The 25,155-nt window shown below is 63.6% G+C and carries 22 protein-coding genes; 7 read left to right on the forward strand and 15 right to left on the reverse strand.

Annotated features, from left to right (window positions below; translation table 11 throughout):
* Positions 1–9: 9 nt before the first annotated feature.
* The gene (pyrC, locus tag VK792_RS15710; protein WP_326298739.1) at positions 10–1,308 is read left to right on the forward strand and encodes a dihydroorotase; all 1,299 of its coding nucleotides are present in this window, start codon (positions 10–12) and stop codon (positions 1,306–1,308) included.
* Positions 1,308–1,916, forward strand: coding sequence for a glycerol-3-phosphate 1-O-acyltransferase PlsY (gene plsY, locus VK792_RS15715; protein WP_326298741.1), 609 nt, complete (start codon positions 1,308–1,310; stop codon positions 1,914–1,916). Before pyrC ends, plsY begins: the two co-directional genes overlap by 1 nt.
* Here plsY and VK792_RS15720 read toward each other — a convergent pair whose 3' ends face one another.
* Both VK792_RS15720 and VK792_RS15725 read right to left on the reverse strand, forming a co-directional pair.
* On the reverse strand, positions 1,917–2,711 hold the full coding sequence (locus VK792_RS15720; protein WP_326298743.1) for an alpha/beta fold hydrolase: 795 nt from the start codon (positions 2,709–2,711) through the stop codon (positions 1,917–1,919).
* Positions 2,711–3,313 (reverse strand): 2-hydroxychromene-2-carboxylate isomerase, encoded by a 603-nt coding sequence (locus VK792_RS15725; protein WP_326298745.1) that lies wholly within the window; start codon positions 3,311–3,313, stop codon positions 2,711–2,713. The genes VK792_RS15720 and VK792_RS15725 overlap by 1 nt, the downstream gene beginning before the upstream one ends.
* A 105-nt stretch (positions 3,314–3,418) precedes the next feature.
* On the opposite strand from VK792_RS15725, the gene VK792_RS15730 reads away from it, so the two are divergent.
* Positions 3,419–4,429 (forward strand): ribose-phosphate pyrophosphokinase, encoded by a 1,011-nt coding sequence (locus VK792_RS15730; RefSeq protein ID WP_326298747.1) that lies wholly within the window; start codon positions 3,419–3,421, stop codon positions 4,427–4,429.
* Between the two features lie 39 nt (positions 4,430–4,468).
* Here the strand turns inward: VK792_RS15730 and VK792_RS15735 are convergent, their stop codons facing one another.
* The 7 genes from VK792_RS15735 to VK792_RS15765 form a co-directional block, all read right to left on the reverse strand.
* On the reverse strand, positions 4,469–4,816 hold the full coding sequence (locus VK792_RS15735) for an H-type lectin domain-containing protein (RefSeq protein WP_326298749.1): 348 nt from the start codon (positions 4,814–4,816) through the stop codon (positions 4,469–4,471).
* Between the two features lie 108 nt (positions 4,817–4,924).
* On the reverse strand, positions 4,925–5,359 hold the full coding sequence (locus VK792_RS15740; protein ID WP_326298751.1) for a F0F1 ATP synthase subunit epsilon: 435 nt from the start codon (positions 5,357–5,359) through the stop codon (positions 4,925–4,927).
* Between the two features lie 52 nt (positions 5,360–5,411).
* A complete protein-coding gene (atpD, locus tag VK792_RS15745) occupies positions 5,412–6,836 on the reverse strand; it encodes a F0F1 ATP synthase subunit beta (protein WP_326298753.1) in 1,425 nt (474 codons plus the stop codon).
* A 16-nt stretch (positions 6,837–6,852) separates the two neighbouring features.
* Entirely contained in the window at positions 6,853–7,734 is an 882-nt protein-coding gene (locus VK792_RS15750) for a F0F1 ATP synthase subunit gamma (protein ID WP_326298755.1), read from the reverse strand.
* A gap of 12 nt (positions 7,735–7,746) precedes the next feature.
* Entirely contained in the window at positions 7,747–9,285 is a 1,539-nt protein-coding gene (atpA, locus tag VK792_RS15755) for a F0F1 ATP synthase subunit alpha (RefSeq protein WP_326298756.1), read from the reverse strand.
* A complete protein-coding gene (locus VK792_RS15760; RefSeq protein ID WP_326298758.1) occupies positions 9,286–9,852 on the reverse strand; it encodes a F0F1 ATP synthase subunit delta in 567 nt (188 codons plus the stop codon).
* A gap of 347 nt (positions 9,853–10,199) precedes the next feature.
* On the reverse strand, positions 10,200–10,949 hold the full coding sequence (locus VK792_RS15765) for a methyltransferase domain-containing protein (protein ID WP_326298760.1): 750 nt from the start codon (positions 10,947–10,949) through the stop codon (positions 10,200–10,202).
* Positions 10,950–11,010: 61 nt separating this feature from the next.
* Between VK792_RS15765 and gloB the strand changes: the two genes are divergently transcribed.
* The 3 genes from gloB (at position 11,011) to VK792_RS15780 (ending at position 15,207) form a co-directional block, all read left to right on the forward strand.
* Complete coding sequence (gloB, locus tag VK792_RS15770) at positions 11,011–11,772, forward strand: hydroxyacylglutathione hydrolase (RefSeq protein ID WP_326298762.1); 762 nt, start codon at positions 11,011–11,013, stop codon at positions 11,770–11,772.
* Between the two features lie 154 nt (positions 11,773–11,926).
* Positions 11,927–14,251, forward strand: coding sequence for an ATP-dependent Clp protease ATP-binding subunit ClpA (gene clpA / locus VK792_RS15775; protein WP_326298764.1), 2,325 nt, complete (start codon positions 11,927–11,929; stop codon positions 14,249–14,251).
* 74 nt (positions 14,252–14,325) lie between these two features.
* On the forward strand, positions 14,326–15,207 hold the full coding sequence (locus tag VK792_RS15780; protein ID WP_326298766.1) for a M23 family metallopeptidase: 882 nt from the start codon (positions 14,326–14,328) through the stop codon (positions 15,205–15,207).
* 9 nt (positions 15,208–15,216) lie between these two features.
* On the opposite strand, the gene VK792_RS15785 is transcribed toward VK792_RS15780, so the two are convergent.
* The 3 genes from VK792_RS15785 to VK792_RS15795 all read right to left on the reverse strand — a co-directional run bounded on the left by VK792_RS15785 (position 15,217) and on the right by VK792_RS15795 (position 19,657).
* On the reverse strand, positions 15,217–17,832 hold the full coding sequence (locus VK792_RS15785; protein ID WP_326298768.1) for a peptidoglycan -binding protein: 2,616 nt from the start codon (positions 17,830–17,832) through the stop codon (positions 15,217–15,219).
* A gap of 3 nt (positions 17,833–17,835) precedes the next feature.
* A complete protein-coding gene (locus VK792_RS15790; RefSeq protein ID WP_326298770.1) occupies positions 17,836–19,059 on the reverse strand; it encodes a biopolymer transporter ExbB in 1,224 nt (407 codons plus the stop codon).
* 67 nt (positions 19,060–19,126) lie between these two features.
* A complete protein-coding gene (locus VK792_RS15795; protein ID WP_326298772.1) occupies positions 19,127–19,657 on the reverse strand; it encodes a gamma-glutamylcyclotransferase in 531 nt (176 codons plus the stop codon).
* A gap of 65 nt (positions 19,658–19,722) precedes the next feature.
* On the opposite strand from VK792_RS15795, the gene VK792_RS15800 reads away from it, so the two are divergent.
* Entirely contained in the window at positions 19,723–20,700 is a 978-nt protein-coding gene (locus VK792_RS15800; RefSeq protein WP_326298774.1) for a DUF2125 domain-containing protein, read from the forward strand.
* Positions 20,701–20,727: 27 nt separating this feature from the next.
* Here the strand turns inward: VK792_RS15800 and VK792_RS15805 are convergent, their stop codons facing one another.
* The 3 genes from VK792_RS15805 to VK792_RS15815 are packed head-to-tail and all read right to left on the reverse strand — an operon-like array spanning position 20,728 to position 25,042.
* Positions 20,728–21,909 (reverse strand): T6SS phospholipase effector Tle1-like catalytic domain-containing protein, encoded by a 1,182-nt coding sequence (locus VK792_RS15805; protein ID WP_326298776.1) that lies wholly within the window; start codon positions 21,907–21,909, stop codon positions 20,728–20,730.
* Positions 21,910–21,911: 2 nt separating this feature from the next.
* On the reverse strand, positions 21,912–22,892 hold the full coding sequence (locus tag VK792_RS15810; protein WP_326298778.1) for an HNH endonuclease family protein: 981 nt from the start codon (positions 22,890–22,892) through the stop codon (positions 21,912–21,914).
* On the reverse strand, positions 22,892–25,042 hold the full coding sequence (locus VK792_RS15815; protein WP_326298780.1) for an AAA family ATPase: 2,151 nt from the start codon (positions 25,040–25,042) through the stop codon (positions 22,892–22,894). Before VK792_RS15815 ends, VK792_RS15810 begins: the two co-directional genes overlap by 1 nt.
* Between the last annotated feature and the right edge of the window lie 113 nt (positions 25,043–25,155).

Here is a 25,155-nt window from a genome sequence, read left to right on the forward strand (position 1 = left end):
GACAGTTCCATGACCTCTACCCTTCTTGACAACGCCCGCCTGGTCGACCCCGAAGCCGGTACGATCACCCCGGGCGCCGTGCTGATCGAAGCCGGGAACATTAAAGAAGTATTAACGCAACCTGTTGAAAATACAGAGATGTTTCGCGCGCGAAACATCTCCGTCGTGAACTGCGGCGGCCGTTATCTGGCTCCGGGGATCGTGGACATCGGGGTAAAGGTCGGCGAACCGGGCGAACGGCACAAGGAAAGCTATGCCTCGGCCGGACGTGCCGCGGCGGCCGGCGGCGTGACCACCATTGTCACCCGGCCCGACACCGCACCGCCCATCGACACGCCCGAAGCGCTGGAATTCATCCGCCGCCGCGCCGCCGAGGACAGCGTTGTCAACGTCGCCCACATGGCCGCGCTGACCAAGGGCCGTGACGGGCGCGAGATGACCGAGATCGGTTTCCTGATGGATGCGGGCGCGGTGGCGTTCACCGATTGCAGCCGCGTCGTCGCCGACACCAAGGTGCTCAGCCGCGCGATGACCTATGCCCGCAGCCTTGGCGCACTGATCGTGGCGCATCCGCAGGACCCGGGCCTGTCCAGGGGGGCGTGCACCACCAGTGGCAAGTTTTCCAGCCTGCGCGGTCTGCCCGCGGTGTCGCCGATGGCCGAACGCATGGGGCTGGATCGCGATATGGCGCTGGTCGAAATGACCGGCGTCGCCTATCACGCCGACCAGATCACCACCGCCCGTGCCCTGCCCGCGCTGGACCGCGCCAAGCGCAACGGGCTGAACGTGACCGCCGGGATCTCGATCCATCATCTGACGCTGAACGAACTGGACGTGGCCGACTATCGCACCTTCTTCAAGGTGACGCCGCCGCTGCGGTCGGAAGACGACCGGCAAGCGGCGATCGAGGCGGTGCGCAGCGGTCTGATCGACGTGATCTGCACCATGCACAGCCCGCAGGACGAAGAATCCAAACGCCTGCCCTTCGAAGAGGCTGCCAGCGGCGCTGTCGGGCTGGAAACCCTGCTGCCTGTCGTCCTGCGGCTGTACCACGGCGACGCGCTTGACCTGCCGACGCTGTTCCGCGCGCTGTCGCTGAACCCCGCCAAGCGGCTGGGGCTGCCCGGCGGACGGATGGCCGCGGGTGCACCCGCCGACCTGGTTCTGTTCGACCCCGACAAGCCGATCATCGTCGACCGGTTCAAGCTGCAATCCAAATCCAAGAACACGCCGTTTGACGGCGCCCGGCTTCAGGGTAAGGTCCTTGCGACCTATGTTGGCGGTAACGAAGTCTATCGGAGCGCGTGATGCCCCCTGTTGAAAGCACTCTGACCGCTCTTGGGCTTTGGGCCCTCCTTGGGTATCTGCTGGGCTCGATCCCGTTTGGCATGGTCATCACCAAGGCGATGGGGCTGGGCAACCTGCGCCAGATCGGATCGGGCAACATCGGCGCCACCAACGTGCTGCGCACCGGCAACAAGGGCGCCGCCGCGGCGACGCTGCTGCTGGACGGCGGCAAAGGCGCGGCTGCTGTCCTGCTGGCCCGCGCCGTGGCGGGCGAGGACGCGGCGCAACTGGCCGGGCTGCTGGCGTTTCTGGGCCACTGTTTCCCGGTCTGGCTGGGCTTCAAGGGCGGCAAGGGGGTGGCCACCTTCCTGGGCCTGATGCTTGCCCTGGCCTGGCCGGTGGGGATCGCCTGTTGCCTGACCTGGCTGGCGGCGGCCTTTGCCTCGCGCATATCGTCGGTCGGGGCATTGGTGGCGGCGCTGTCTGCGCCGGTGTGGATGCAGCTTCTGGGCTATGGCGGCGCGATGGCGCTGGCGGTGGTGCTGATGGCGGTGGTGTTCTGGCGCCACGGTGCCAACATCGCGCGGCTGCGCGCCGGGACGGAACCGAAGATCGGCAAGAAGGGCTGATCAGTCCACCGGATGCGCCACAAGCTGGTCCCGGATCAGGTCGGCCACTTCGGCGGGATGGGTGATCGGCACCATGTGACCGGCCCCTGCAATCACCACGTCGCGCGCATGGGGCATCCGCCGCACCATCGTCTGGTGAATGCCTTCGACCAGCCGGGGCGACTGCGCCCCGCGGATCAGCAGCGTGTCCTGCGTCACCGCTTCCAGCCTGCCGGGGTCCAGCACACCCAGGTGGTCGTCCAGAAACAGCCGGTCGGTTTCGCAGATCAACGGCATGTTGCGGGCAAAGCTGTCCTGCTGGTCGGGTGGCAGCTTGCCCCACGGCATCCCGCCGCCCCAGACCTTGGTGAAAGCCTCGGCCGCGGCGTGCAGTTGGCCGGCCTGGACCAGTTCCCGGATCGACACCGCCCAGCGGTGATAGGGGTCGAACACGTCAGGCAAGCTGACCTTGGCCGCCGCCATGACCACCGGCTCGATCAGGGTCAGGCCCGACACCTGCGCGGGCAATTCCTGCGTCAGACGCAACGCGACGGTGCCGCCGAAACTGTGCCCGACCAGAAAACTGCTGTCGCGCAGCAGGTCACGGGCAATCGCGGTCACCACGTCGTGAATCCCTTCCGCGGTGTCCGGCGGGGCGCTGCGTCCGTGCCCCGGCATGTCGAACGCGTCGACGGTCAGCAGATCGCCCAGCCGGTCCGCCACGCCGCGCCACACGCCGGAATGCGCCAGCCCGCAATGCAGGAATATCGCGTGCTTTGGGCCCGTACCGAAGCGGCGATGATACACCGCCCCCATTACAGCGCCCCGGACAGGTGTGCGTCCAGATCGTCCAGCCGGTCCTGGCCCCAGAATTTTTGCCCGCTATCGACCACGACATAGAACGGTGCGCCGAAAACCCCGGCCTCGACCGCCTCTTCCAGGTTTCGGGCATAGGTTTCCGCGCCAACCAGCAGACCGCTGTCGGTCAACCCCGGATCGAACCCCGCCTGGGCCAGCGCGGCACGGATCACCGCATCGTCGGCCACGTCCTTGTCCTCGGCCCAGCAGGCGCGCAGGATCGCGTGCACCAGGGCCCCCAGATCGCCACCCCCCGCCTTTTGCGCGGCGATGATCGCATAGGACGATGGCGCGGCATTCGCCGGGAAATGCGCCGGGGTCAGGTTCAGCGGCATCCCCGACTTGCGCGATTGCCGCGCAAGTTCCTGCGCCCGGTACTGCATCCGCGCCGGGGCCCGGTCTTTCGGGTGGGTGCCGCCCGTACGCGGGAACAACGCCAGGATATCGACCGGCTTATACGTGATCTGCGCCCCATGCCTTGCGGCGATGTTTTCCAACCGCAGCCCCGCAAGATAGGTGAACGGTGAGATCGTAGAGAAATAGTAATCAATCTGAGCCATTTGGTCCCTCCCCGGCGCACGATGCTTTCCGGCAGGTAAGGTGCATGTTAAGGGCGTGTCAACTTCACGAATCTGTCGGACACGACGCCATCGGAGCCTGCCACCATGCCCACCGTTGTCGAACCCAAACTGATTGCCGGGAACGGCAACAAGCCCCTCGCCAATGCCATTTCGCGACGGATGTCGCTGTACCGGGGCATGAGCGTCAAACCTGTCGATGCCCGCGTCGAACGGTTCAACGATCAGGAAATCTTTGTCGAGGTTTACGAAAACGTCCGGGGCGAGGACATGTTCATCGTCCAGTCGACGTCGAACCCGGCCAATGACAACCTGATGGAACTGCTGATCATGGCCGACGCGCTGCGCCGGTCGTCGGCGGCGCGCATCACCGCCGTGCTGCCCTATTTCGGCTACGCCCGCCAGGATCGCCGCACCAAGGCACGCACCCCGATCAGCGCCAAGCTGGTGGCGAACATGATGGTCACCGCCGGGATCGAACGGGTTCTGACGATGGACCTGCATGCGGCCCAGATTCAGGGCTTCTTCGACATCCCCGTCGACAACCTTTACGCCAGCCCGATTTTTGCGCTGGACCTGAAAACCCAGTTCAAGGACCAGATGAGCGATGTCATGGTCGTGTCGCCCGACGTCGGCGGCGTGGCCCGCGCCCGCGAATTGGCCAAGCGGATCAACGCGCCGCTGTCGATCGTTGACAAACGCCGCGAAAAACCCGGCGAGATCGCCGAAATGACCGTGATCGGGGACGTGACCGGCAAGACCTGTATCATCGTCGACGACATCTGCGATACCGCCGGCACGCTGTGCAAAGCGGCCGAGGTGTTGTGCCAGCACGGCGCGAAAGAGGTGCACGCGTACATCACGCACGGCGTTCTGTCCGGCCCGGCCGTTGAGCGCATCACCAATTCGGTGATGAAATCGCTGGTCATCACGGATTCGATCCCGGCCACCGACGCAGTGACCGGTGCGCAGAACATCCGCGTTCTGCCGACAGCTCCGATGTTTGCGCAGGCGATCCTGAACATCTGGAACGGCACTTCGGTGTCATCGCTGTTTGACGACGACACTCTGGGGCCGATCTACGAAGGCATCCTTTGATCCAGTGAAAGCCCCGGACCTGCGCCGGGGCTTTTGCTTTCAGACGTCCCAGTCGTCGGCAAATCCAAGTTCGCCAAACGCGATCCAGGTCAGCCTGACACGCGCGACGCGGCTATCAGACCATGTCTTGAACACAAGGTCGAACCCGTCGCGCGTGATGTGTTCCGCGATGCATTCACAGCGCAGGTTGACCGAGGTATCGGCATCCAGCATCGACATGGCGACCTGCACCACCGGGCGCGATTTGTACGGTTCCGAGAAGGTGATCGTACGGCGGCGTTCGCGGCTGCCCTGCCCCGTCCACATCGCGCCGCCGTCTTCGAATTCGGAAAAGACCAAGGCGTCGCCCTGTTCGACACCGATTGACTGGCTTGCGAACCTGCGCATGGCAGTCCTCCGTTAACCCGTTCCGAGTGCAGCAAAATTCCAGGGCTTTGGAAAGCGAAAAGGCCCCACCTCGCGGCAGGGCCCTTGATTTCTTGCAGTCCTGACGGATCAGAGCGACGGCTGCTTCGGGTCCAGCCCGATATGGGTGCCAAGCGCCATCATGTCGGCCAGCAGCTTGGCGGCCTCGTCGACCGGGCCGGGTTCGTTGTGCTCGGCTTCCTTCGCCTGCTTGTAGGCGTGGTGAGCCTCGTCCATGATCTCGTCATAGGTGGCCTGGTCCATGTCGCCCTTGGGCAGGGCGCGTTCGGCCAGAACCGACAGGCTTTCACCGATCTGTGCGAACCCGCCGGTGACGACGAATTCCTCGGTGCCCGTGGTGGTTTCCACCTTCAGGATACCGGGGCGCAACGTGGTGATCAGCGGCGCATGGTTCGGCATCGCGGTCAGGTCGCCGTCGGCACCCGGAATCTGCACAGAGGTGACCTCTGCCGACATCAGGTTGCGTTCCGGGCTGACCAGATCGAACTTCATAGTGTCTGCCATGGGAAACTCCTTTCAAGCCGGGGGCACGGGATGTGCCCCCGAACCGGGATGATTAGGCAGCGTCTGCGGCCATCTTCTCGGCCTTCGCGATCACCTCGTCGATGCCGCCAACCATGTAGAAGGCGCCTTCGGGCAGGTGGTCGTATTCGCCAGCCACAACGGCCTTGAACGACTTGATGGTGTCTTCCAGCGGAACCTGGACACCGTCAGAGCCGGTGAAGACCTTTGCCACGTCGAACGGCTGCGACAGGAAGCGCTGGATCTTACGGGCACGGGCCACGGTCAGCTTGTCCTCTTCCGACAGTTCGTCCATCCCGAGGATGGCGATGATGTCCTGAAGCGACTTGTAGCGCTGCAGGATACCCTGAACGTCACGCGCAACGTCGTAGTGTTCCTGGCCCACGATCAGCGGATCCATCAGACGCGAGGTCGAATCGAGCGGGTCCACCGCCGGGTAGATGCCCAGTTCGGAAATCGCACGGTTCAGAACCGTGGTTGCGTCAAGGTGCGCAAAGGTGGTTGCAGGCGCCGGGTCGGTAAGGTCGTCGGCGGGAACGTACACGGCCTGAATGGAGGTAATCGATCCATTCTTGGTCGAGGTGATGCGTTCCTGCATGGCACCCATGTCGGTCGCCAGCGTCGGCTGATAGCCCACGGCCGACGGGATACGGCCCAGCAGAGCGGACATTTCCGAACCGGCCTGCGTGAAGCGGAAGATGTTGTCGACGAAGAACAGAACGTCGGTCCCGGTTGCGTCGCGGAACTGTTCTGCCAGCGTCAGACCGGTCAGAGCGATCCGTGCGCGTGCACCCGGCGGCTCGTTCATCTGGCCGAAGCACAGAGCAATCTTGGAGTCGGTCAGGTTGTCCGGGGTCAGAACGCCGGATTCGATCATTTCGTGGTAAAGGTCGTTGCCTTCGCGGGTCCGTTCACCCACGCCAGCGAACACCGACAGACCCGAGTGCACCTTTGCGATGTTGTTGATCAGTTCCTGGATAAGAACCGTCTTGCCCACACCAGCGCCACCGAACAGGCCGATCTTGCCGCCCTTTGCATAGGGTGCCAGCAGGTCGATGACCTTGATGCCGGTCACGAGGATTTCCGCCTCGGTCGACTGTTCCGAGAAGTCGGGTGCCGGGGCGTGGATCGGGCGATACTCGTCTGCCTCGATCGGGCCTTTTTCGTCGATCGGCGCACCGGTCACGTTGATGATGCGGCCCAGCGTTGCGGTGCCCACCGGAACGGTGATCGCCGCGCCGGTGTCGGTCACTTCCTGACCGCGAACCAGACCTTCGGTCGCGTCCATTGCGATGGTGCGAACAGTGTTCTCACCAAGGTGCTGTGCAACTTCGAGAACCAGCGTCTTGTCGCCATTCTCGGTGTTCAGCGCGTTCAGAATTGCCGGCAGGTGGTCGTCGAACTGCACGTCGACCACGGCGCCAATCACCTGGGTGATCTTGCCCTTTGCGTTTGCCATTTGTCGTCTCCGGTTCTTAGAGCGCCTCGGCGCCCGAGATAATTTCGATCAGTTCGTTCGTGATGACGGCCTGACGCGAACGGTTGTATTCGATGGTCAGCTTGTCGATCATCTCGCCCGCGTTGCGCGTTGCGTTGTCCATGGCCGACATCCGCGAACCCTGCTCGGAGGCAGAGTTCTCGAGCAGGGCCGAGAAGACTTGCGTTGCGACACCGCGCGGAAGCAGATCGGCGAGGATTTCCTCTTCGCCCGGTTCGTAGTCGTAGAGCGTCGAGGCGCCCTCTTCCTGCGAACCTTCGCTTTCGTAAGCGGCAGGGATGATCTGCAGGGCCGTGGGGTCCTGGCTGATGACCGAGTTGAACTTCGCGAAGAAGATCGTCGCGACATCGAATTCACCCGCATCAAAGCGGCCGAGCACGTCACGCGCGATATCCTGCGCATTGCCGTAGCCGATGCGCTTGACGTCGGACAGGTCGATGTGGCCGACGAACAGGCTGGCGTATTCGCGCTTGAGCTGTTCGCGACCCTTCTTGCCGACGGTCAGGATCTTCACGGTTTTGCCGTGCGCCTGAAGGTCTGCGATCTTGGTCTTGGCCAGCTTCACGATGTTGGTGTTGAAGCCGCCGCACAGCCCGCGTTCGGCGGTCATCACCACCAGCAGGTGCACGTCGTCCTTGCCCGTCCCGGCCAGAAGCCGGGGCGCGCTGTCACTGTCGCCGACCGAAGAGGCCAGAGCCGCCATCACCGCGTTGAAGCGGTCGGCATAAGGCCGCGCCGCTTCGGCCGCGTCCTGTGCCCGCCGCAGTTTCGCGGCGGCCACCATCTGCATGGCCTTGGTGATCTTGCGGGTCGATTTGACCGACTCGATCCTGTTTTTTAGGTCCTTGAGGCTAGGCATGTCCCAGTCCCCTTATGCAAAGTCCGAGGCGTATTCGTCCAGAACGGCCTTGATCTTGGCTTCTGCGTCACCCTTGATCTTCGGATCGTCTTTGGTGATCCAGTCAAGCAGGTCCTGGTGCTTGCCGCGCACATGGGCCAGCAGACCCTTTTCGAAGCGGCTCACGTCCCGGACGGCGACCTTGTCGAGGTAACCCATGGTACCGGCGCAGATCACAATGACCTGTTCGGCGTTGGTCAGCGGCGAATACTGCGGCTGCTTCATCAGTTCGGTCAGACGCGCACCACGGTTCAGCAGCTGTTGGGTTGCGGCGTCGAGGTCGGAACCGAACTGGGCGAAGGCCGCCATTTCGCGGTACTGGGCCAGCGACAGTTTGATCGGGCCTGCGACCGACTTCATCGAGTTGGTCTGAGCGGACGAGCCGACGCGCGAAACCGACAGACCGGTGTTGACGGCGGGGCGGATGCCCTGGTAGAACAGTTCGGTTTCCAGGAAGATCTGGCCGTCGGTGATCGAGATCACGTTGGTCGGAATAAACGCCGACACGTCGCCACCCTGGGTTTCGATGATCGGCAGCGCGGTCAGCGAACCGGCGCCGTTGTCTTCGTTCAGCTTTGCCGACCGTTCCAGCAGGCGCGAGTGGAGATAGAAAACGTCACCCGGGTAAGCTTCGCGGCCCGGCGGGCGACGCAGCAGCAGGGACATCTGACGATAGGACACGGCCTGCTTGGACAGGTCATCATAGATGATCAGTGCGTGCTTGCCGTTGTCGCGGAAATATTCCGCCATCGCGGTGGCCGAATAGGGTGCCAGGAACTGCATCGGCGCCGGGTCGGACGCGGTTGCGGCCACGACGATCGTGTAGTCGATGGCGCCGCTTTCTTCCAGCTTCTTCACCAGCTGGGCCACGGTCGAACGCTTCTGACCGATGGCGACGTAGATGCAGTAAAGCTTCTTGCTTTCGTCGTCGCCAGCGGCGTCGTTGTAGGATTTCTGGTTCAGGATCGCGTCCAGGGCCACGGCGGTCTTGCCGGTCTGACGGTCACCGATGATCAGTTCGCGCTGACCGCGACCGATCGGGATCATGGCGTCAACGGCCTTCAGGCCGGTTGCCATGGGTTCGTGCACCGATTTACGCGGGATGATGCCCGGGGCCTTGACGTCTGCGATGCGACGCTCGGAGGCGGCGATCGGACCCTTGCCGTCCAGCGGGTTGCCCAAGCCGTCAACAACGCGACCCAGCAGCGCTTCGCCAGCCGGCACGTCCACGATGGACTTGGTGCGCTTGACGGTGTCGCCTTCCTTGATGTCGCGGTCGGACCCGAAGATAACGATACCGACGTTGTCGCTTTCCAGGTTCAGCGCCATGCCCATGATGCCGCCCGGGAATTCGACCATTTCACCGGCCTGAATGTTGTCGAGGCCGTAAACGCGCGCGATACCGTCCCCGACGGACAGCACACGACCTACCTCAGCAACTTCGGCCTCCTGACCGAAGTTCTTGATCTGGTCCTTTAGGATCGCAGAAATCTCGGCTGCTTGGATACCCATTTATCCGACCTCTTTCATTGCATTCTGGAGGGAGTTGAGCTTGGAGCGGATCGACGTGTCGATCATCTTCGAGCCCACCTTAACGACAAGACCGCCGATGAGAGCTTCATCGACGGTCGCATTGATGATGACGTCACGACCGATTTGCGCCTTCAGCGTTTCGGTCAGTTTCTTGCTTTGGGTGGCGGTCAGCGCCTTGGCCGAGGTTACCTCGGCAGTCACTTCACCCTTGTCTTCCGCAATCATGTCAAGCAGGCGCGCAACCATCTGCGGCACCACGAACAGGCGGCGCTTGGACGCCATCAGTTGCAGCACCTTCGACAGCGACGGGATCAAACCCATCTTGTCGGCGATAGCGGCGATGGCTGCGCCCTGCGCATCGCGCGAATAGATGGGAGAGCTCAGGAGATCGCGCAAATCCGCGCTTTCCCCCAACGCGGTGCCCAGGTCCTTGAGATTGGCTTCAAGTTTGGGAAGATTCTTGTTTTCCTTCACGATCTCGAAGACCGCGGTCGCATAGCGGTCGGCGATGCCGGAGGAAATCGAAGCTGATTCAGACACGTCCACCCTTCCGATATTAGGCCCCCGTGACGCGCAGGTTCACTGGCGTCCGAGGGCGTTACGTGCGCCTTGTTCGGTTCCAAGGCATCAAAATCAGCGCGGATGTAGCAGAGCTACCCCAACCTAGCAACATGGTAACGAAGAAATAACGATTGCGCTAAACCGTGGGAAAACAAACGCTTGTCAAAAAGCGCGACCATTTGCGCGAAAAGAACATGTGGGAAACCCTCGCAATTTCGTGACGATGCACGATTCTTGTGCAGTTTTTCCGGGCATTTGCGTTTTCTGCGATCAACGTGCCCGGCGGGACGGCGGGTGGGGCGTCGTGCCAAAGGCACGCGCGACAGACGTCGTCATACCGGCTTGGCATTGCCGGCCGGTCGCGGCGTCAGCACCTCGAGCGGGTTCAGCACCCGCACCGCCTCGTCCACGCCGCGCTGGCTTGGGGGGTGCCGTTTCGCGGCCTCCAGCATCATCACGCCGCCGGCCATGACCGCCGGGATCGCCCGGCCCATCTGTTCCCACAGGCCTGCGGACTTCATCCAGAACCGGCGGGTCGAGGGTGGCTGGTACAGCACCGAGACATGCTTTTCGGGCACGAAGTCGTGCTTGCGCAACTGCGCTTCAAGCTGTCCGCGCGAATACGGCCGGCCAAAGCCAAAAGGCGTCGCATCGCTGCGTGCCCAAAGCCCCGACCGGTTCGGTACGATGAACAGCGCCTTTCCCCCCGGTCCAAGCACGCGGTAACATTCGTCCAGCAGTTCAGACGGGCTTTCCGACGTTTCCAGCCCGTGCATCAGGATCAGCCGGTCGACCTGCCCGGTGTCCACTGGCCAACGGGTTTCCTCGCACAGAACCGAAACGTTGGGCTGGCCTGCCGGCCAGTGCATCACACCCTGCGGCGACGGCATCAGCCCGATCACCCGGCGCGCATCGGGAAGGAAGGGACGCAAGAGCGGCACGGCAAAACCATAGCCCACAACGGTCTGCCGCTGCGCCTCGGGCCAGAAACGCCGGACTTCGTTGCGCACGATGCGTTGCGCGGCACGCCCCAACGCGCTGCGGTAATAGAACTCTCTCAGGTCGCGCACATCCAGGTGCATTGCAGCCGGTCCCCTGATCGGTCAGTCTGACAGCACGATACCAGTGCGAAAAGGAAAGACCATGCCCCTCGACATCGTCACGGTGCCCTGCCTGTCTGACAACTATGCCTACATCGTCAAAGGCCCCGATGGCGTGTGCCTGATCGACGCGCCCGAGGCCGGGCCGATCATCGACGCGCTGGAGGCGCGTGGCTGGAGCCTGGGCGTGATCCTGATCACCCATCACCACCACGACCATGTCGGCGGGGTCGAGGAACTGCGCACGAAATACGGCTGCAAGGTCATGGGTCCCAAGGCCGAAGAAGCCAAGCTTCCCCCCCTCGACATGGCGCTGGAGGAAGGCATGAATGGTGGCGAGGGCGAAGGCTATACCGTGCCGCTGCATGTGCCGGGCCACACGCTGGGCCACATGGCGTTCCATTTTCCGCGCGGCAAGGCGGTGTTCACCGCCGACAGCCTGATGGCGCTGGGATGCGGACGGGTGTTCGAGGGCACGATGCCGATGATGTTCGACAGCCTGTCGAAGCTGGCCGCCCTGCCGCCCGACACAATGGTCTATTCCGGCCATGAATACACCACTGGCAACGCAAGGTTCGCCCTGACCATCGACCCCGACAATACCGCGCTGCAGGCCCGGGTCGCGCGCGTGACAAAAGCGCGCGCCGACGGGGAACCGACCGCGCAGGTGCTATTGTCCGAGGAACTGGCGACCAATCCGTTCCTGCGCGCCGCAGACCCCGCCATCCGTGCGCGACTGGGCATGGAGGCCGCAAGCGACGCCGATGTCTTTGCGGAAATCCGTGCCCGAAAAGACGCATTCTAGGCCGCTTTTCACGGCACATTTCGATGCCGCGCTGAAATGTGAGCGTCGGCCCCGAAGAAAAAACTTGAAGATACAAGGCAATCGACCAAACTTTAAGAGTAAGAGGCAAAGCTGGCCGAACCACAGGCCCGCACAAACAGAAGGAGCACCACAAGTGCCTTCATTCTCGAACACCCTTGAGCAGGCGATCCATTCGGCGTTGGCGCTGGCCAATTCCCGGTCGCATGAATTCGCAACGCTGGAGCATTTGCTGCTGGCGTTGATCGACGAGCCTGACGCGTTGCGCGTCATGAAGGCCTGTTCCGTCGACACCGAAGAATTGCGCGGCACGCTTGTCGACTACATCGACGACGACCTGTCGAACCTCGTGACCGATATCGAAGGGTCCGAAGCCGTGCCGACCGCCGCGTTCCAGCGCGTGATCCAGCGCGCCGCGATCCATGTCCAGTCTTCGGGCCGGACAGAGGTGACGGGCGCGAACGTGCTGGTCGCGATTTTCGCCGAACGGGAATCGAACGCCGCTTACTTCCTGCAGGAACAGGAAATGACCCGCTATGATGCCGTGAACTTTATCGCGCATGGTGTGGCCAAGGATCCCGCCTTCGGCGAAAGCCGCCCGGTGTCCGGGGCGACAGAAAACGAGGAAGAGACCGCGCAAAGCGCCGACAGCACCGATCAGAAGGAATCGGCCCTGGGCAAGTATTGCGTCGATCTGAACGCAAAATCGCGGGATGGCGACATCGACCCGCTGATCGGGCGCGAACACGAGGTTGAGCGCTGCATCCAGGTGCTGTGCCGCCGCCGCAAGAACAACCCTCTGCTGGTGGGCGACCCCGGTGTCGGCAAGACCGCCATCGCCGAAGGCCTGGCGCGCAAGATCGTGTCCGGCGAGGTGCCAGAGGTTCTGGCCAATGCCACGATCTACAGCCTCGACATGGGAGCCTTGCTGGCAGGTACCCGCTATCGCGGTGACTTCGAAGAACGTCTGAAAGCTGTCGTGAACGAGCTTGAGGATCACCCCGACGCGGTCCTGTTCATCGACGAGATCCACACCGTGATCGGTGCCGGGGCTACGTCGGGCGGCGCCATGGATGCATCCAACCTGCTGAAGCCCGCCCTGCAGGGGGGCAAGCTGCGGACCATGGGATCGACCACCTACAAGGAATTCCGCCAGCATTTCGAAAAGGACCGCGCGCTGAGCCGCCGGTTCCAGAAGATCGACGTGAACGAACCCTCGGTCGAGGACACGATCAAGATCCTGAAGGGGCTGAAGCCCTACTTCGAAGAACACCACGGCGTGAAATACACCGCCGATGCGGTCAAGACCGCCGTGGAACTGTCGGCGCGCTATATCAACGACCGCAAGTTGCCCGACAAGGCCATCGACGTGATCGACGAAGCCGGGGCCGCGCAGCACCTGCTGGCAGCGTCCAAACGGCGCAAGTCCATCGGCACCAAGGAGATCGAGGAAGTCGTGGCCAAGATCGCCCGCATCCCTCCGAAGAACGTCAGCAAGGACGATGCGGAGGTGCTGAAGGATCTGGAAACCACGTTGAAGCGCGTGGTCTTTGGCCAGAACGCAGCGATCGAGGCGCTGTCCTCTGCCATCAAGCTGGCCCGCGCCGGCCTGCGTGAGCCCGAAAAGCCCATCGGCAACTACCTGTTCGCGGGTCCGACCGGCGTCGGCAAGACCGAGGTGGCCAAGCAACTGGCGTCCACGCTCGGTGTGGAACTGCTGCGCTTCGACATGTCGGAATACATGGAGAAACACGCGGTTTCGCGCCTGATCGGCGCGCCTCCGGGCTATGTCGGGTTCGACCAGGGCGGTCAGCTGACCGACGGGGTCGATCAGCATCCGCATTGCGTGTTGCTGCTGGACGAGATCGAAAAGGCGCATCCGGATGTGTTCAACATCCTGTTGCAGGTGATGGACCACGGCACCCTGACCGACCATAACGGCCGGTCGGTGGATTTCCGCAACGTGATCCTGATCATGACCTCGAACGCAGGGGCCGCGGAACAGGCCAAGGCCGCCATCGGGTTTGGCCGCGACCGGCGCGAGGGCGAGGATACCGCCGCCATCGAACGGACCTTCACGCCCGAATTCCGCAACCGCCTGGACGCGGTGATTTCCTTCGCGCCGCTGCCGAAAGAGACCATCATCCAAGTGGTCGAGAAGTTCGTTCTGCAACTGGAAGCCCAGCTTCTGGATCGCAACGTGACCATCGAGTTGACCAAGCCTGCCGCCGAATGGCTGGCCGACAAGGGCTATGACGACAAGATGGGCGCCCGCCCGCTGGGCCGTGTGATCCAGGAAAACATCAAGAAGCCACTGGCCGAAGAACTTTTGTTCGGCAAGCTGACCAAGGGCGGCGTCGTCCGTGTCTCGGTCAAGGATGGCAAGCTGGAACTGAACGTCGACGGCCCGGACAAGCCGCGCCTCAGCTCGAAGAAGCCGCCGCTTCTGACCGCGGACTGATGCGCGCCGCTGTTGCGGCCCTTTGCCTTTTCGCCTCCGCCGTGCCCGCCACGGCGGAGGCACCCCTTTTGGCCATGCCGCTGGACTGCACCCTGGGCGTCGATTGCTATATCGAGGATTATGTCGACCGGAACCCCGAACCCGGACGGCAAAGCGACTATGCCTGCGGATACAACGCCCGCGACGATCACAAGGGCACCGATTTCGCCCTGCTGTCTTTCGACGCGATGGCTGCCGGCGTCGACGTTCTCGCTGCGGCCCCCGGGACGGTGCTGCGCACCCGCGACTCCATGGCCGACGACCGCACCATGCGGGGCGTGACCTCGCAGACCGCCTGCGGCAACGCCGTGATGATCGATCATGGCGCCGGCTGGACGACGATCTATTGCCACATGAAGCGCGGTTCGATCGCCGTGCAGCCGGGGCAACAGGTGCAGGCGGGGGACCCGCTGGGGCAGGTCGGGCTATCGGGGATGACGAACCATCCTCATGTTCATATCGGTGTGCAGCACAACGGTGCAGTGGTCGATCCCTTTGCCCCGGGTCCCGTAGTCTGCAACGCACCACAACAGGGGCTTTGGGCCGAACCGCCCCCTTATTACGACACCGGGTTGATGACAGCAGGGTTTTCCGATGCGGTGCCGACGATGGAAACGGCCGTGGACGGCACCGCGCGGCTGGACGCGGGCGACCCATCCCAGCCTTTGGTCGTCTATACCATCGCGAACTTCCTGCAACCGGGTGACCTGCTGACCCTGTCGGCACAGGGCCCGGACGGAACCGAGCTGTTTCGCAAACCGATACGCTTCCGCGACCCGCAGCGAAGCCAGATGCAGGCAGCGGGGCTGAAAGCGCCCAAAGGCGGCTGGCCTGCTGGCGACTATCTTGGAGAGGCGCTGCTGACGCGCGACGGCGTGGTCATCGCGCATCGCAACGCGCATGTGACGGTAAAGTGACGCGCAGGCTTACTTCTCGGTCAGTTTCAGTTCGATCCGACGGTTTTGCGCCCGCGCCTCTGGCGTGTCGGCGGGGTTGACCGGCTGGTATTCGCCAAAGCCGTTGGCCGACAGACGGTTCGGTGGAATCCCCAGTGCATCGACCATGAAGCGCACCACCGACAGCGCCCGCGCCTGGCTGAGTTCCCAGTTGTCGCGGAATTCGCCAAAACCCGACAGCGGCACGTTGTCGGTATGCCCATCGACCCGGATCACCCAGTCGATTTCCGGCGGGATATCATCGGCAATGCCGCGCAGGATACCGGCAACCTTGGCGATCTCTTGCTGGCCCTCAACGGACAGGTTGGCACCGCCCGGCGGAAACAGGACCTCGGACGAAAAGACGAACCGGTCGCCCTCGATCCGGATGCCTTCCTGACCGCCCAGCAGGTCGCGCAACCGGCCAAAGAATTCCGACCGGTATTTTTCCAGGTCCTTGGCCTGCGCTTCCAGCCGCTTGCGCTCTGCCTCTTCCAGTTGCCGGCGGGCGCGTTCTTCCTGCGCAACGCGGGCCAGCGCGGCGTTCAGTTCTGTGCCCAGCGATTGCAGGCGCACCTGTGCAACCGCGTCCTTGGCCTGCGCTTCGTCCAGAAGGGCCTGAAGGGACGACAGTTGCCGCCGCAGTGCCGCCATTTGCTGGTTCAACAGTTCGGCCTGTTTCTGCGCCTGGCTGGTGCGCAGTTGTTCATCGCCCAGTTCCTTGCGCGCGGTGGACAGCAGCGCCGCGCGCTCTTCGGCTTTGGTCATGGCGGTGTCCAGCTCTGCCTCTGCCGCGCGCTTGGCGGCAAGGGCCGCAGCCAGGCGGCTGCGGGTTTCCTCGGCGCTTTGGTCGGCGTCCAGTTTGGCGGCCAACGCGGCGGCCAGCCGTTCTTCAAGTGACCGCTTGTCCGAAGCATCCTCTTGCGCGCGGGCCAGCGCATCGGCCCGCGCGATATCCAGCGCCTTCTTCGCCTCGTCCAGTTCGCGCTGAAGCCGCGCTGCTGTGGCGCTTTGCCCGGCCAGTTCGCCTTCCAGCCGGGCCATTTTCTCGGCCCGGTCGGCCAGTTGTGCCTGCAGGCCCGCGACCGCCTCTGACCCGTCGTTCAGCGCGCCTTGCGCTGCGGACAGGTCCGCGCGCAGGCCGGCAATCACCGCGTCGCGGCGGGCATCGCGTTCGTCAGCCTCTTGCAGTTGAGTGCTCAGACGGGCGTTTTCGGTTTCCAGTACCGACAGGCGGGTGCCCTGCTCGCCAGTGGATTTCTCGGCCGCCTCGGCCCGCAACAAGGCGGCAGCAAGCGCGGCCTGCAAATCGGTCAGTTGCGTACGGGCTTGCGCCTGAACCGTACGGGCGCGGGCCAGCGCCGCCTCAACCTCTGCCCTCGCGGATTTCTCGGCGTCGAGTTCTTCGCGCAGTCCGGCGACGGTGGCATTGGCCTGCGCCGTCGCATCCTGCGCGGCAGCAAGCGAAGCGCGGGTGGCGGCAAGCGTGCTTTCCAGCCCGGCCTTTTCATCCTGCGTCGCGGTACGCAACGCGGCAAGCTGCGCTTCCAGCGCGGCACGCGCGGCACGTTCTTCGGCCAGGGAGGTCTGCAATTGCCCGGTCATCCCGGCCGCGTCTTGCTGTGCCTCAAGCAGCGCCTTCTTCGCCTCGGCCAGTTGCGCGGCCTGTTGATCCAGTTGCAGTTGCAGCCGCGCAGTGTTGTCTTCGCCGGCCAGAAGCGCGGCGGCCAGTTGCGCGTTCAGATCGGCCTCTGCCTCTTTTGCGGCGGCCAGCAGGGTCAGCGTTTCCTCGGCCCTGGCGCGTTCCTGTTCCAGCGCCATGGTCATCGCGGTCAGCTCGGCATCGGCCTCTTGCAGGCGCTTGCGCAGGGCGGCGGCGGCAGCGGCTTCGGCCAGCTTGGCGGTTTCCTCCTCGCTCAACCGGGTTTCCAGCGCCGTGACCTGTGCCGACAGCGCGGCGGCGTTGGCGGCGGTTTCATCGTTCCTGGCATTCAGATCGGCGATCAGCGCCTCGAGCGCTTCGCGACGGGCGGCCGCAAGACGGGCGGCCTCGACCTGTTCATCGATCTCTGATCGGGCGTTGGCCAGCGCAAGGTTCAGCGCTTCGCGCTCGGTCATCAGGTCAGCGCGGGCGGTTTCCAGCGCGTCACGCTCTGCGGTCAGGTTGGCAATGGCGGCACGGTCATCCTGCTGGCTTGCCAACAGGGCGGCAACGCGGTCTTCGAACTGGACAATCTGCGCTTGCGCCGCCTGCAACGCCGCATCCTGCTGATCACGCTGCTGGGTCAACGAGGCGATCAGGGCGGCCTGCTGCGCCACCTCGGACTGGCTGTTGTCCAGCGTCGCATTCAGTTCCCCAAGCTGGGTTTCCAGCGCAGCGGTCTTGCGTTGTTCGACACCCAGCGCCTGCGCCAGGGCGGCGATTTCGGCGGACAGCGAATTCAGTTCCGTGTCCTGGCTGGTGATCGTGTCGCGCAGCACCGCCTGCACCACCATGAAGATGGTCAGCACGAACATCAGCACCAGCAACAGCCCGGTCATCGCGTCCACGAACCCCGGCCAGATATTGGCTTGCAGGCGTTGTCCCGTACGGCGCGACAGGGCCATGGTTTAGCCCCCGTCCGAGGTCTTCGGCGCTGCAGGGCGTTGCGGGCGAACCGGCTGCGGCGTGAGCGGCGGGCGCGCCATGCGCTCCAGCGCGCGGGTCAGCGCGGACAGATCGGTGCGCAGTTCGGCCATGCTTTCCTGCCGCCCGGCAGAAATTTCTTCGAGGATACGCAGCATCTGAACGTCGATCGAGCGCAGACGCATGCGGCTTTCGGCGTCGATGCCTTCGCCCGCGACGCGGTTTTCGATCACGTCAACCAGACGTTCCTGTCCTTCCGCCACCCGCGCAAGCGCCATCGCGCTGGGAGAGGTCGCTTCGATCCGTTCGGTCAGCCGTTCGATGGAATCGGCCAGTTGGCCAAGGCGCGCATCGACTTCGGCCCGGCTTTCGTCGGATTGGGCGAACATCACTTGCAAGGATTCGATCTGGTCGGCCATGTGATCCAGCGCGACACCGGCAAGGCCCAGTTCCGGGCTGCCTTCGCCTTCGCCGGTCGAAAAACCCAGCCGCGTGATCGACGACAGCCATTCCTCAAGCTCTCGGTAAAACCGGTTCTGACCATGGCCGGCGAACAGTTCCAGCAACCCCACAACAAGCGAGCCGGCCAGCCCCAGCAGCGACGAGGCAAAGGCCACGCCCATGCCCGACAGCTGGCTTTCCAACCCGGTCATCAGGCGGGAAAACACATCGACCCCGGTTTCCCCCGCCTGCGGAGCCAGCCCGCGGATGGTGTCGACCAGCGCCGGAACGGTGGTGGCCAGGCCATAGAACGTGCCCAGCAGACCAAGGAAGATCAGCAGGCTGACGATGTAACGGGTGATTTCGCGCGCTTCGTCGATCCGCGTGGCCACCGAGTCGAGGATGGACTGGGTCGAGGTCGGCGTGATCTGCATCCGTTTGCTGCGCGACCGCAGCAGCGTGGCCAGCGGCGCCAGAAGCGGCGGCGCCTGACGTTGGACGGCCCCTTCGTTTTCCGAAGCGAAATCAACGATCCAGCGGACCGACACCATGAGTTGCCCGACTTGCCAGAAACAGGCCAGAACCCCAAGGAAGAAGACGAACATGATGAACCCGTTCAGATACGGGTTCGCTTCGAAGATCGGCAGAACGCTGGGCAGCACGAAGTAGCCGCCAACGGCGGTCAACCCGATCACCATCAACATCAGGAAGACCTGACGTTTCGGTTGCGAAAAATACGGCTCGGCCTCGAGGTCCGGCTGGTCCATGCGGACGGTTCCTGACACTTACTTGTCCCGGGTCAGACTAGGGGTTACGCCGTGCCAAGCCAAGGGCCTATCGGCACAGCAACCTGACCTGCCGGTCCAACCATTGCAGATCTGCATCCTCAATGCCCATCTGCACCAGATGGGTGACGGTGTTGTGCAGGTATTCGGCATTTGGCCCGCGCCCGCCGACCGCGCGAGCGATGATCCGCGCTTGTTCCTCCAGCGGCAGGGACCGGCAATATTGGTCGTGGTCGGTGTCGATGACATAGGTCACCGCATCGACCCGGCGGCCATCGGCAAGCGTCAGGGGCAGATAGCGTTCAACATAGGCAGACGAGATCAATTCGCGTTCGCGCAGATAGGCGATGGTGTCTTCGGCGCTGGCGGCCGGGGCACCCAGCGCCATGCCGTGACAGACCGCCGCCGCGTCTTCATCCAGTGCCAGCACAAGGCCGGGATTTTCGACCGTGCCGCGATGATGGATCGAGCGCATGCAGAAACTGCGGTGCCAGCCGTCCAGACTGGCGGGCACGGCTTCGACCACCGGGAAACCGGGGTTCCACAAAAGCGATCCATAGGCAAAGACCCAAAGCGTCATGGTCACTGGTCCTTCGGAAATGTCGGTTGTAAACACCATCGCGGAACGAGAGGAAAGGCCCCTGCATGAAACAGTTGATCGCGGCGATCCTTGTGGCGGCCCTTGGCTGGGCGGGCTACTGGGGCTGGCAGGCCCACAGCCTGAACAGCGCGACAGAGGCCTGGTTCGACGCCCGCCGCGCCGACGGATGGGAAGCCAGCCACGACAGCTATGCCCTGCGCGGATTTCCGTCACGGCTGGACCAGACCTTTGCGGGCCTGACTCTGGCGGACCCTGAAACCGGGATGGTCTGGCAGGCGGCGCTGGTTGAAATCCTGCGCCTTTCCTACAAGCCGAACCACCTCATCCTGGCGTTTGGCGACAACCAGAGCCTGACCGCATCCGGCCAGACCTGGGACATCGGCAGCGACGGTCTGCGTGCCAGCGTGGTGACCGGGGCAGCGGACGCGCTGGTGCGGGTCAACGCCGAGGCCGAGGTTCTGAACATCGCATCCAGCCGCGGCAAGGCCGTCGCCCTGGCCGGCCTGACCGCTGCCTTTCTGAAACAGGACGGCAGCGAATATCGCCTTGCGGTGCAAGCGACAGGCCTGGCGACCGAGGGCGCACCGGTATCAGGCGCCGCTCTGCCCGACAGTTTCAACGGGTTGCGCGCCGACATGGTGATCGGGTTTGACCGAAGCTGGACAACCGGCACGGTGACCGGTCCGCGCCCGCAACCCCGGCACATCGCGCTGCGGCTGGCCGAATATCGCTATGGCGAACTGCAGCTGAAGCTGGCGGGCGACCTGACCGTCGACAGCCGTGGCCTGCTGGACGGGTCGCTGACCTTGAAGGCGGAAAACTGGCGCGAGATCCTGCGCGCGGCCGTTGAACAAGGGTATCTGCCCCAAGGGCTGGGCGATGCGCTCGAACAGGGGCTGGGACTGGCGGCGCAGCTGAACGGCAATCCCAGGACGCTGGACCTGCCGTTGAACTTTGCCGGCGGGCGCGTGTCGCTGGGGCCGATCCCGCTGGGCATGGCGCCGCGCATCATTCTGCCCTGACGGGCCTCCGCCCGACGCCCTGGCGCGCTATTCCCAGTCAGCGGCCGTGCCTTCGACCCGGTGTTGCGCCGGGATATGGTCCGGCAAGGTCCCGGTCTTTTCCGCCCGCGCGATGACCGAGCCGTGCAGCCTGGCGTTTTCCGGCACGAACCGCGGTTCGTGGCGGGCGATGGTCATGCCGGCAAAACGGGCGCGCCGGGAATTCGGCCCCGGCGGCAGCGGCAGATATTCCAGCACCGGCCAGACAGATGTCATCGAATCGTGTGGATCGGCAAAGGCGTTCGGTTCCGAATAGGGCTTGTCAGGCGCGGTGCCCAGAACGATCCGGTTCACCGTCTGGGTGACATAATCAAGACCCAGCGCCTTGGTCTCTTCGATCATCCAGATCAGCGGCAGCTTGGCCAGACCGCTTTCACCTTCGGGATAGCCACCGCCGATGTCGCCATGCACGCCGGTGAACCAGACCTCTTTCGCATCCTGCGGCTTGGCCTGGTGCCCGCTGAACGGGTTGCCCCAGTAGTCCTGTCCTTCGGGCCACAGCTGCGCGCGGAACATCCGGCGGCGTTCATCCAGCGCCACCGCGTGACGCACGGATTCGACGCATACGTTCTTTTCGGTAAAGGCATGGGTGCGCAGCACAGGCAGCAGCCCCGGCCCGGATTCGATCATTGACGCAACCGTATCGAACAGGCCCAGCAGTCGGATCGGCGGGCGATCGGGCGCAAGGATGCGTTCGTATAGCCGCACTTCGGCAAAGCTGTCGTCGTCTTCCCGTTCACCGATCCGCTTGTAGGCGCGGTAGGCATAGCGCAGAAGGTTCAGGTTGCGCGGCTCGATCAGACCGACGGCACGGATGAACCCCGCCAGCACCCGTGCCGAATAGGCCCCGCGCGAAAACCCGAAGATATATATCCGGTCGCGTTCGCCATCGCTGGTCTTGCCGTTGTCGTAGTGTTCGACAAGGAACCGATACGCCTCCATCACGTTGTCATCGAGCCCGTAGCCCGTGGCCATGCCCCAGACCTCGGACGCTTTCTGCATCTGCCGCGACCATGCGTTTTCCGCCCCGAAAGTGCCGACGCCCGGGTCATAATAGACCAACTGGTTTTCATTTTTGCGCAGGCAGCCATAAAGCCGCAGGATGTTCGTCCGCTTGTCGGAAATCTGGTTCGACGTCCCGTCCAGCAGGATCACGATGTTCTTGGCCATGGCTATACCTCTGCTTTCAGTTCGGTGACGAAACGCTTGGTCCAGGCCCGCACCAGTGCGCTGTAGGGCGCTTCGGGCGCGGCGAGGTCGCGGATTTCCGCGATGATCCGGTCGACCAGCCCGCGCAGGGATTTCGCGGCCTCCTTGACCTTTGGGTCGGGGTGGCTGTCCAGTTCTCCGGCGATCGCGTCGATGTCGTGGATCAGGTGGCGCAGGAATTCCAGGTGACGCAGGACGCGGGTGCGTTCCTGTACCAGCCCCAGCCGGTTCAGCCCGTACACCTGAATCGAGACCGCCCCGCGCGCGGATACGCCCGACTGTGACGCGGCATCGGCGATCTGCCCGGCATCGCCCAGCGCCGGCAGCGCCGCTACCCCACCCGGCTGTGCCCGGGGCAAGATCAGGCCCAACAGATTTTCCGGGTCGATGTAATAGTCCAGATGCGCACCGGGATCGTCGCGGCAGGGATCCAGCAGATAGGCGCGTTCCAGTTCAAGCGCATCGGTTTCCCCCTTGGCCCGCGTGCCGGCGACGGGAAACACATCCTTCTTGCCGGTGTTGTAGGTGTCCTTTGCCGCTTCGAATAGGCGGGTCAGGCTGGCATTGGGGTCGGGTGTCACCTGCCGCCGCCGACGGTTGCAGTCAATGCAGGACGGCAGCAGGTTTTCCCACACCATCCCCAGCCACCAATATCCCGGGTGATCCGAGGCCCCTTCGACAGCCCCCTTGGGGCGGAAGTGTTCCACGTCGACGGGGGCCTGCGCGCTGTAGAAGCTTTCGCAATAGGCGCATTTGCCGTGAAACAGCCGGTCCAGCGCGGCCTTCACTTCGGCATGTTTGTAGACCTTGAAACCAAAGCTTTTGTCCTTGGTCGCGGGATCGGCACGATAGGCGCGGGCCTTGATCAACTCTTCCGGGCCGGCCTGCCCCGGATCGGTCAGCACCTTGGGCGGGTCAATGCTGGTGCGGTCCACCCGGCGCATTACATATCCCCCAAGGCGTCGATGATCCGTTGCTTGGTCGCGTCGCGCAGCCTGCGCCGTTCGGCGGCCCCGGCCTTTTCCCGGGCGATGACATAGTCGGCCACCGCATCCTGCACCAGCCGCGACACCTCGGTCGAGCCGACCGGCAAGGCATCGTCCACTTCCGACCGGAACCGCGACAACAGGCGTTTCATCCGGGCGTCGGCCACCTCTTTGCCATCGCGGTTCGCTTGCAACGCATCGGCCAGTTCCGCCATCGCCCGGCCGGTTTCCGCATCGTCGGTGTCGAACAGATCGAACAGGTCAGATGTCAGCAACTGTTCAACCGTCAGCTTGGTCACGTCGGGCAGGTCGGTCAGGGTTTCGACCAGCACCGGCAGATCGGTATCGGCGGACACACCCGGCACCCGTTGCAGCACCCGCACCTCACCATTGCGCATGCCGCGCAGACACAGAGGATCGTGGGTGGTGGCGATGAATTGCATGTTGGGAAAGGCGCGGCGCAGACCATCCATGATGGTTACCTTCCAGCGCGGATGCAAATGCGCCTCGACCTCGTCGATCAGGACAAGGCCGCGCGCCTGCAACAGCGACTGGAACCCGCTTTCCCGCATCAGCCAGCGCATCATGTCACAGGTCAGCGCAAGAATGGTGCGAAAACCCGAAGACACCGTGGTCAGCGGCGTGCGCATCGACACCCCGTCCGCTTCGATCACCACAAGACACTGCTCGGCCTCGAAATCGCGCTGCATGATGGTAAAGCCGCCGCCGATGATGATCCGCAAGGCCTGCACCACCATGTCAAACCGGCGGTCGCTGAGGCCAAGCAGCCATTTTTCCGGGTTCGACAGCAGGAAATCGGTGTGGAACAGGCTGCGCACGGTGATGTCATCGCGCCAACGGCGTTCGCTGTCGCGATAGTGGCGATAGGCCCCATAGGCAAAGACCGGCAGGCCGGTGGGATAAGGGCCAAGGCTGCCCATCACGTCGGCATCAACCCGAAGTTCGCGCAGCACCTCTTCGCCATCGCTGTCGGCAAAGCGCAGGACCACCTCGGCCCTTTCGCGGGGCGGCAGGAATTCGCCCCCCATGTAGCGCGGGTTCAGCAGGAATGCCTTTGGGGTCAGGTCCAGAAGCTTCTGGCTCTTGTGATCCAGCAGGGTCAGGGCGATAGCTTCCAGCAATGACGATTTACCAGTCGCGTTTTCGCCAAGAACCAGAAGCGCGCTTGCGATCTCCTCGCCTTCCGGGGGGGCAGGCAAGTCGAGCGTGATGGTTTCCAACGCCTTGAAGCCGGAAATCCTGATCGATTGCAGCCGCCAGTCGCTGTCCATCCGGCGCACTGGAACCGCCGTGGTGAACATCGGCGAGTTGAACACGGCGCCACGCTTGGCGACCTGCGGATTGTCGCGATACTGTCGCAGGATGCCGGCGAATTCATCGTCGTCGGTAATCTCGAAACCCGCCTCGTCTTCCATCGCGGCGTGCAGCGGCGCAAGGGCCTCTGCCCGGCGGGAAACAAGCGCGGGGTCGTTCAGGTTGAAAACGCCAATCGTCGTTTTGCCCGGTTCGGTCAACGGGTTCAGCTTGCCATTCGGCAACACTTCCCAATGCGCGGAAAAGCCCCTGTCCTTGCAGGGATCAAGCAACAGTGCGCGTTCTTTCAGGGAAAACGGCCATGCCTGGGCGTTCCTCCCCTCTGCACCGTCGATATAGGCCTGATACTCCTCGGGCGTGGGTGCGGGCACGCGGGCCCCCTTGACCGGGAAAAACCGGAAATCGCCTGGCAGGCAGCGGTCGCAGATCGGGTACAGGTTGTTCCACGCTTCGGTCAGCCAACCGTAGTAGAGCGGCGCGTCTGCGTTGTCCTTCATCGGCGTCGCTTCACCTTCGGGGCGGAACCGGTGGACTTGCAACCGCACCCCGGTGCTTTCGCAAAAGGCGCATTTTCCATCGAACAGATGCACCAGCGACTCCAGCACCCCGAATTCTTCCAGGTACTTGGTTGGCAGCGGCGTCGGAGGGCGGGTCTGGGCGCGTTCCCTGGGATCGAGCGACAGGAAGTTCAGATAAGCGCGCCGCGCGGAAGTGACATCCTCCGACAACAAGCCCGAAGGTGGCGGCACCTTTGTCCGGTCGACATATCGCATTGGTGTCCCCACGGGCAGCTTCACAACCTGTGATCAGCCTAGTGGATTGATCGCGACAAACGAGTCCGAATTGGGATTCCCATTTGGTGCTGGCCGTGCGAGTCATGCTGATG

It is taken from the genome of Mesobacterium hydrothermale, from assembly GCF_035818635.1.
GTDB classification, from domain to species: domain Bacteria; phylum Pseudomonadota; class Alphaproteobacteria; order Rhodobacterales; family Rhodobacteraceae; genus Mesobacterium_A; species Mesobacterium_A hydrothermale.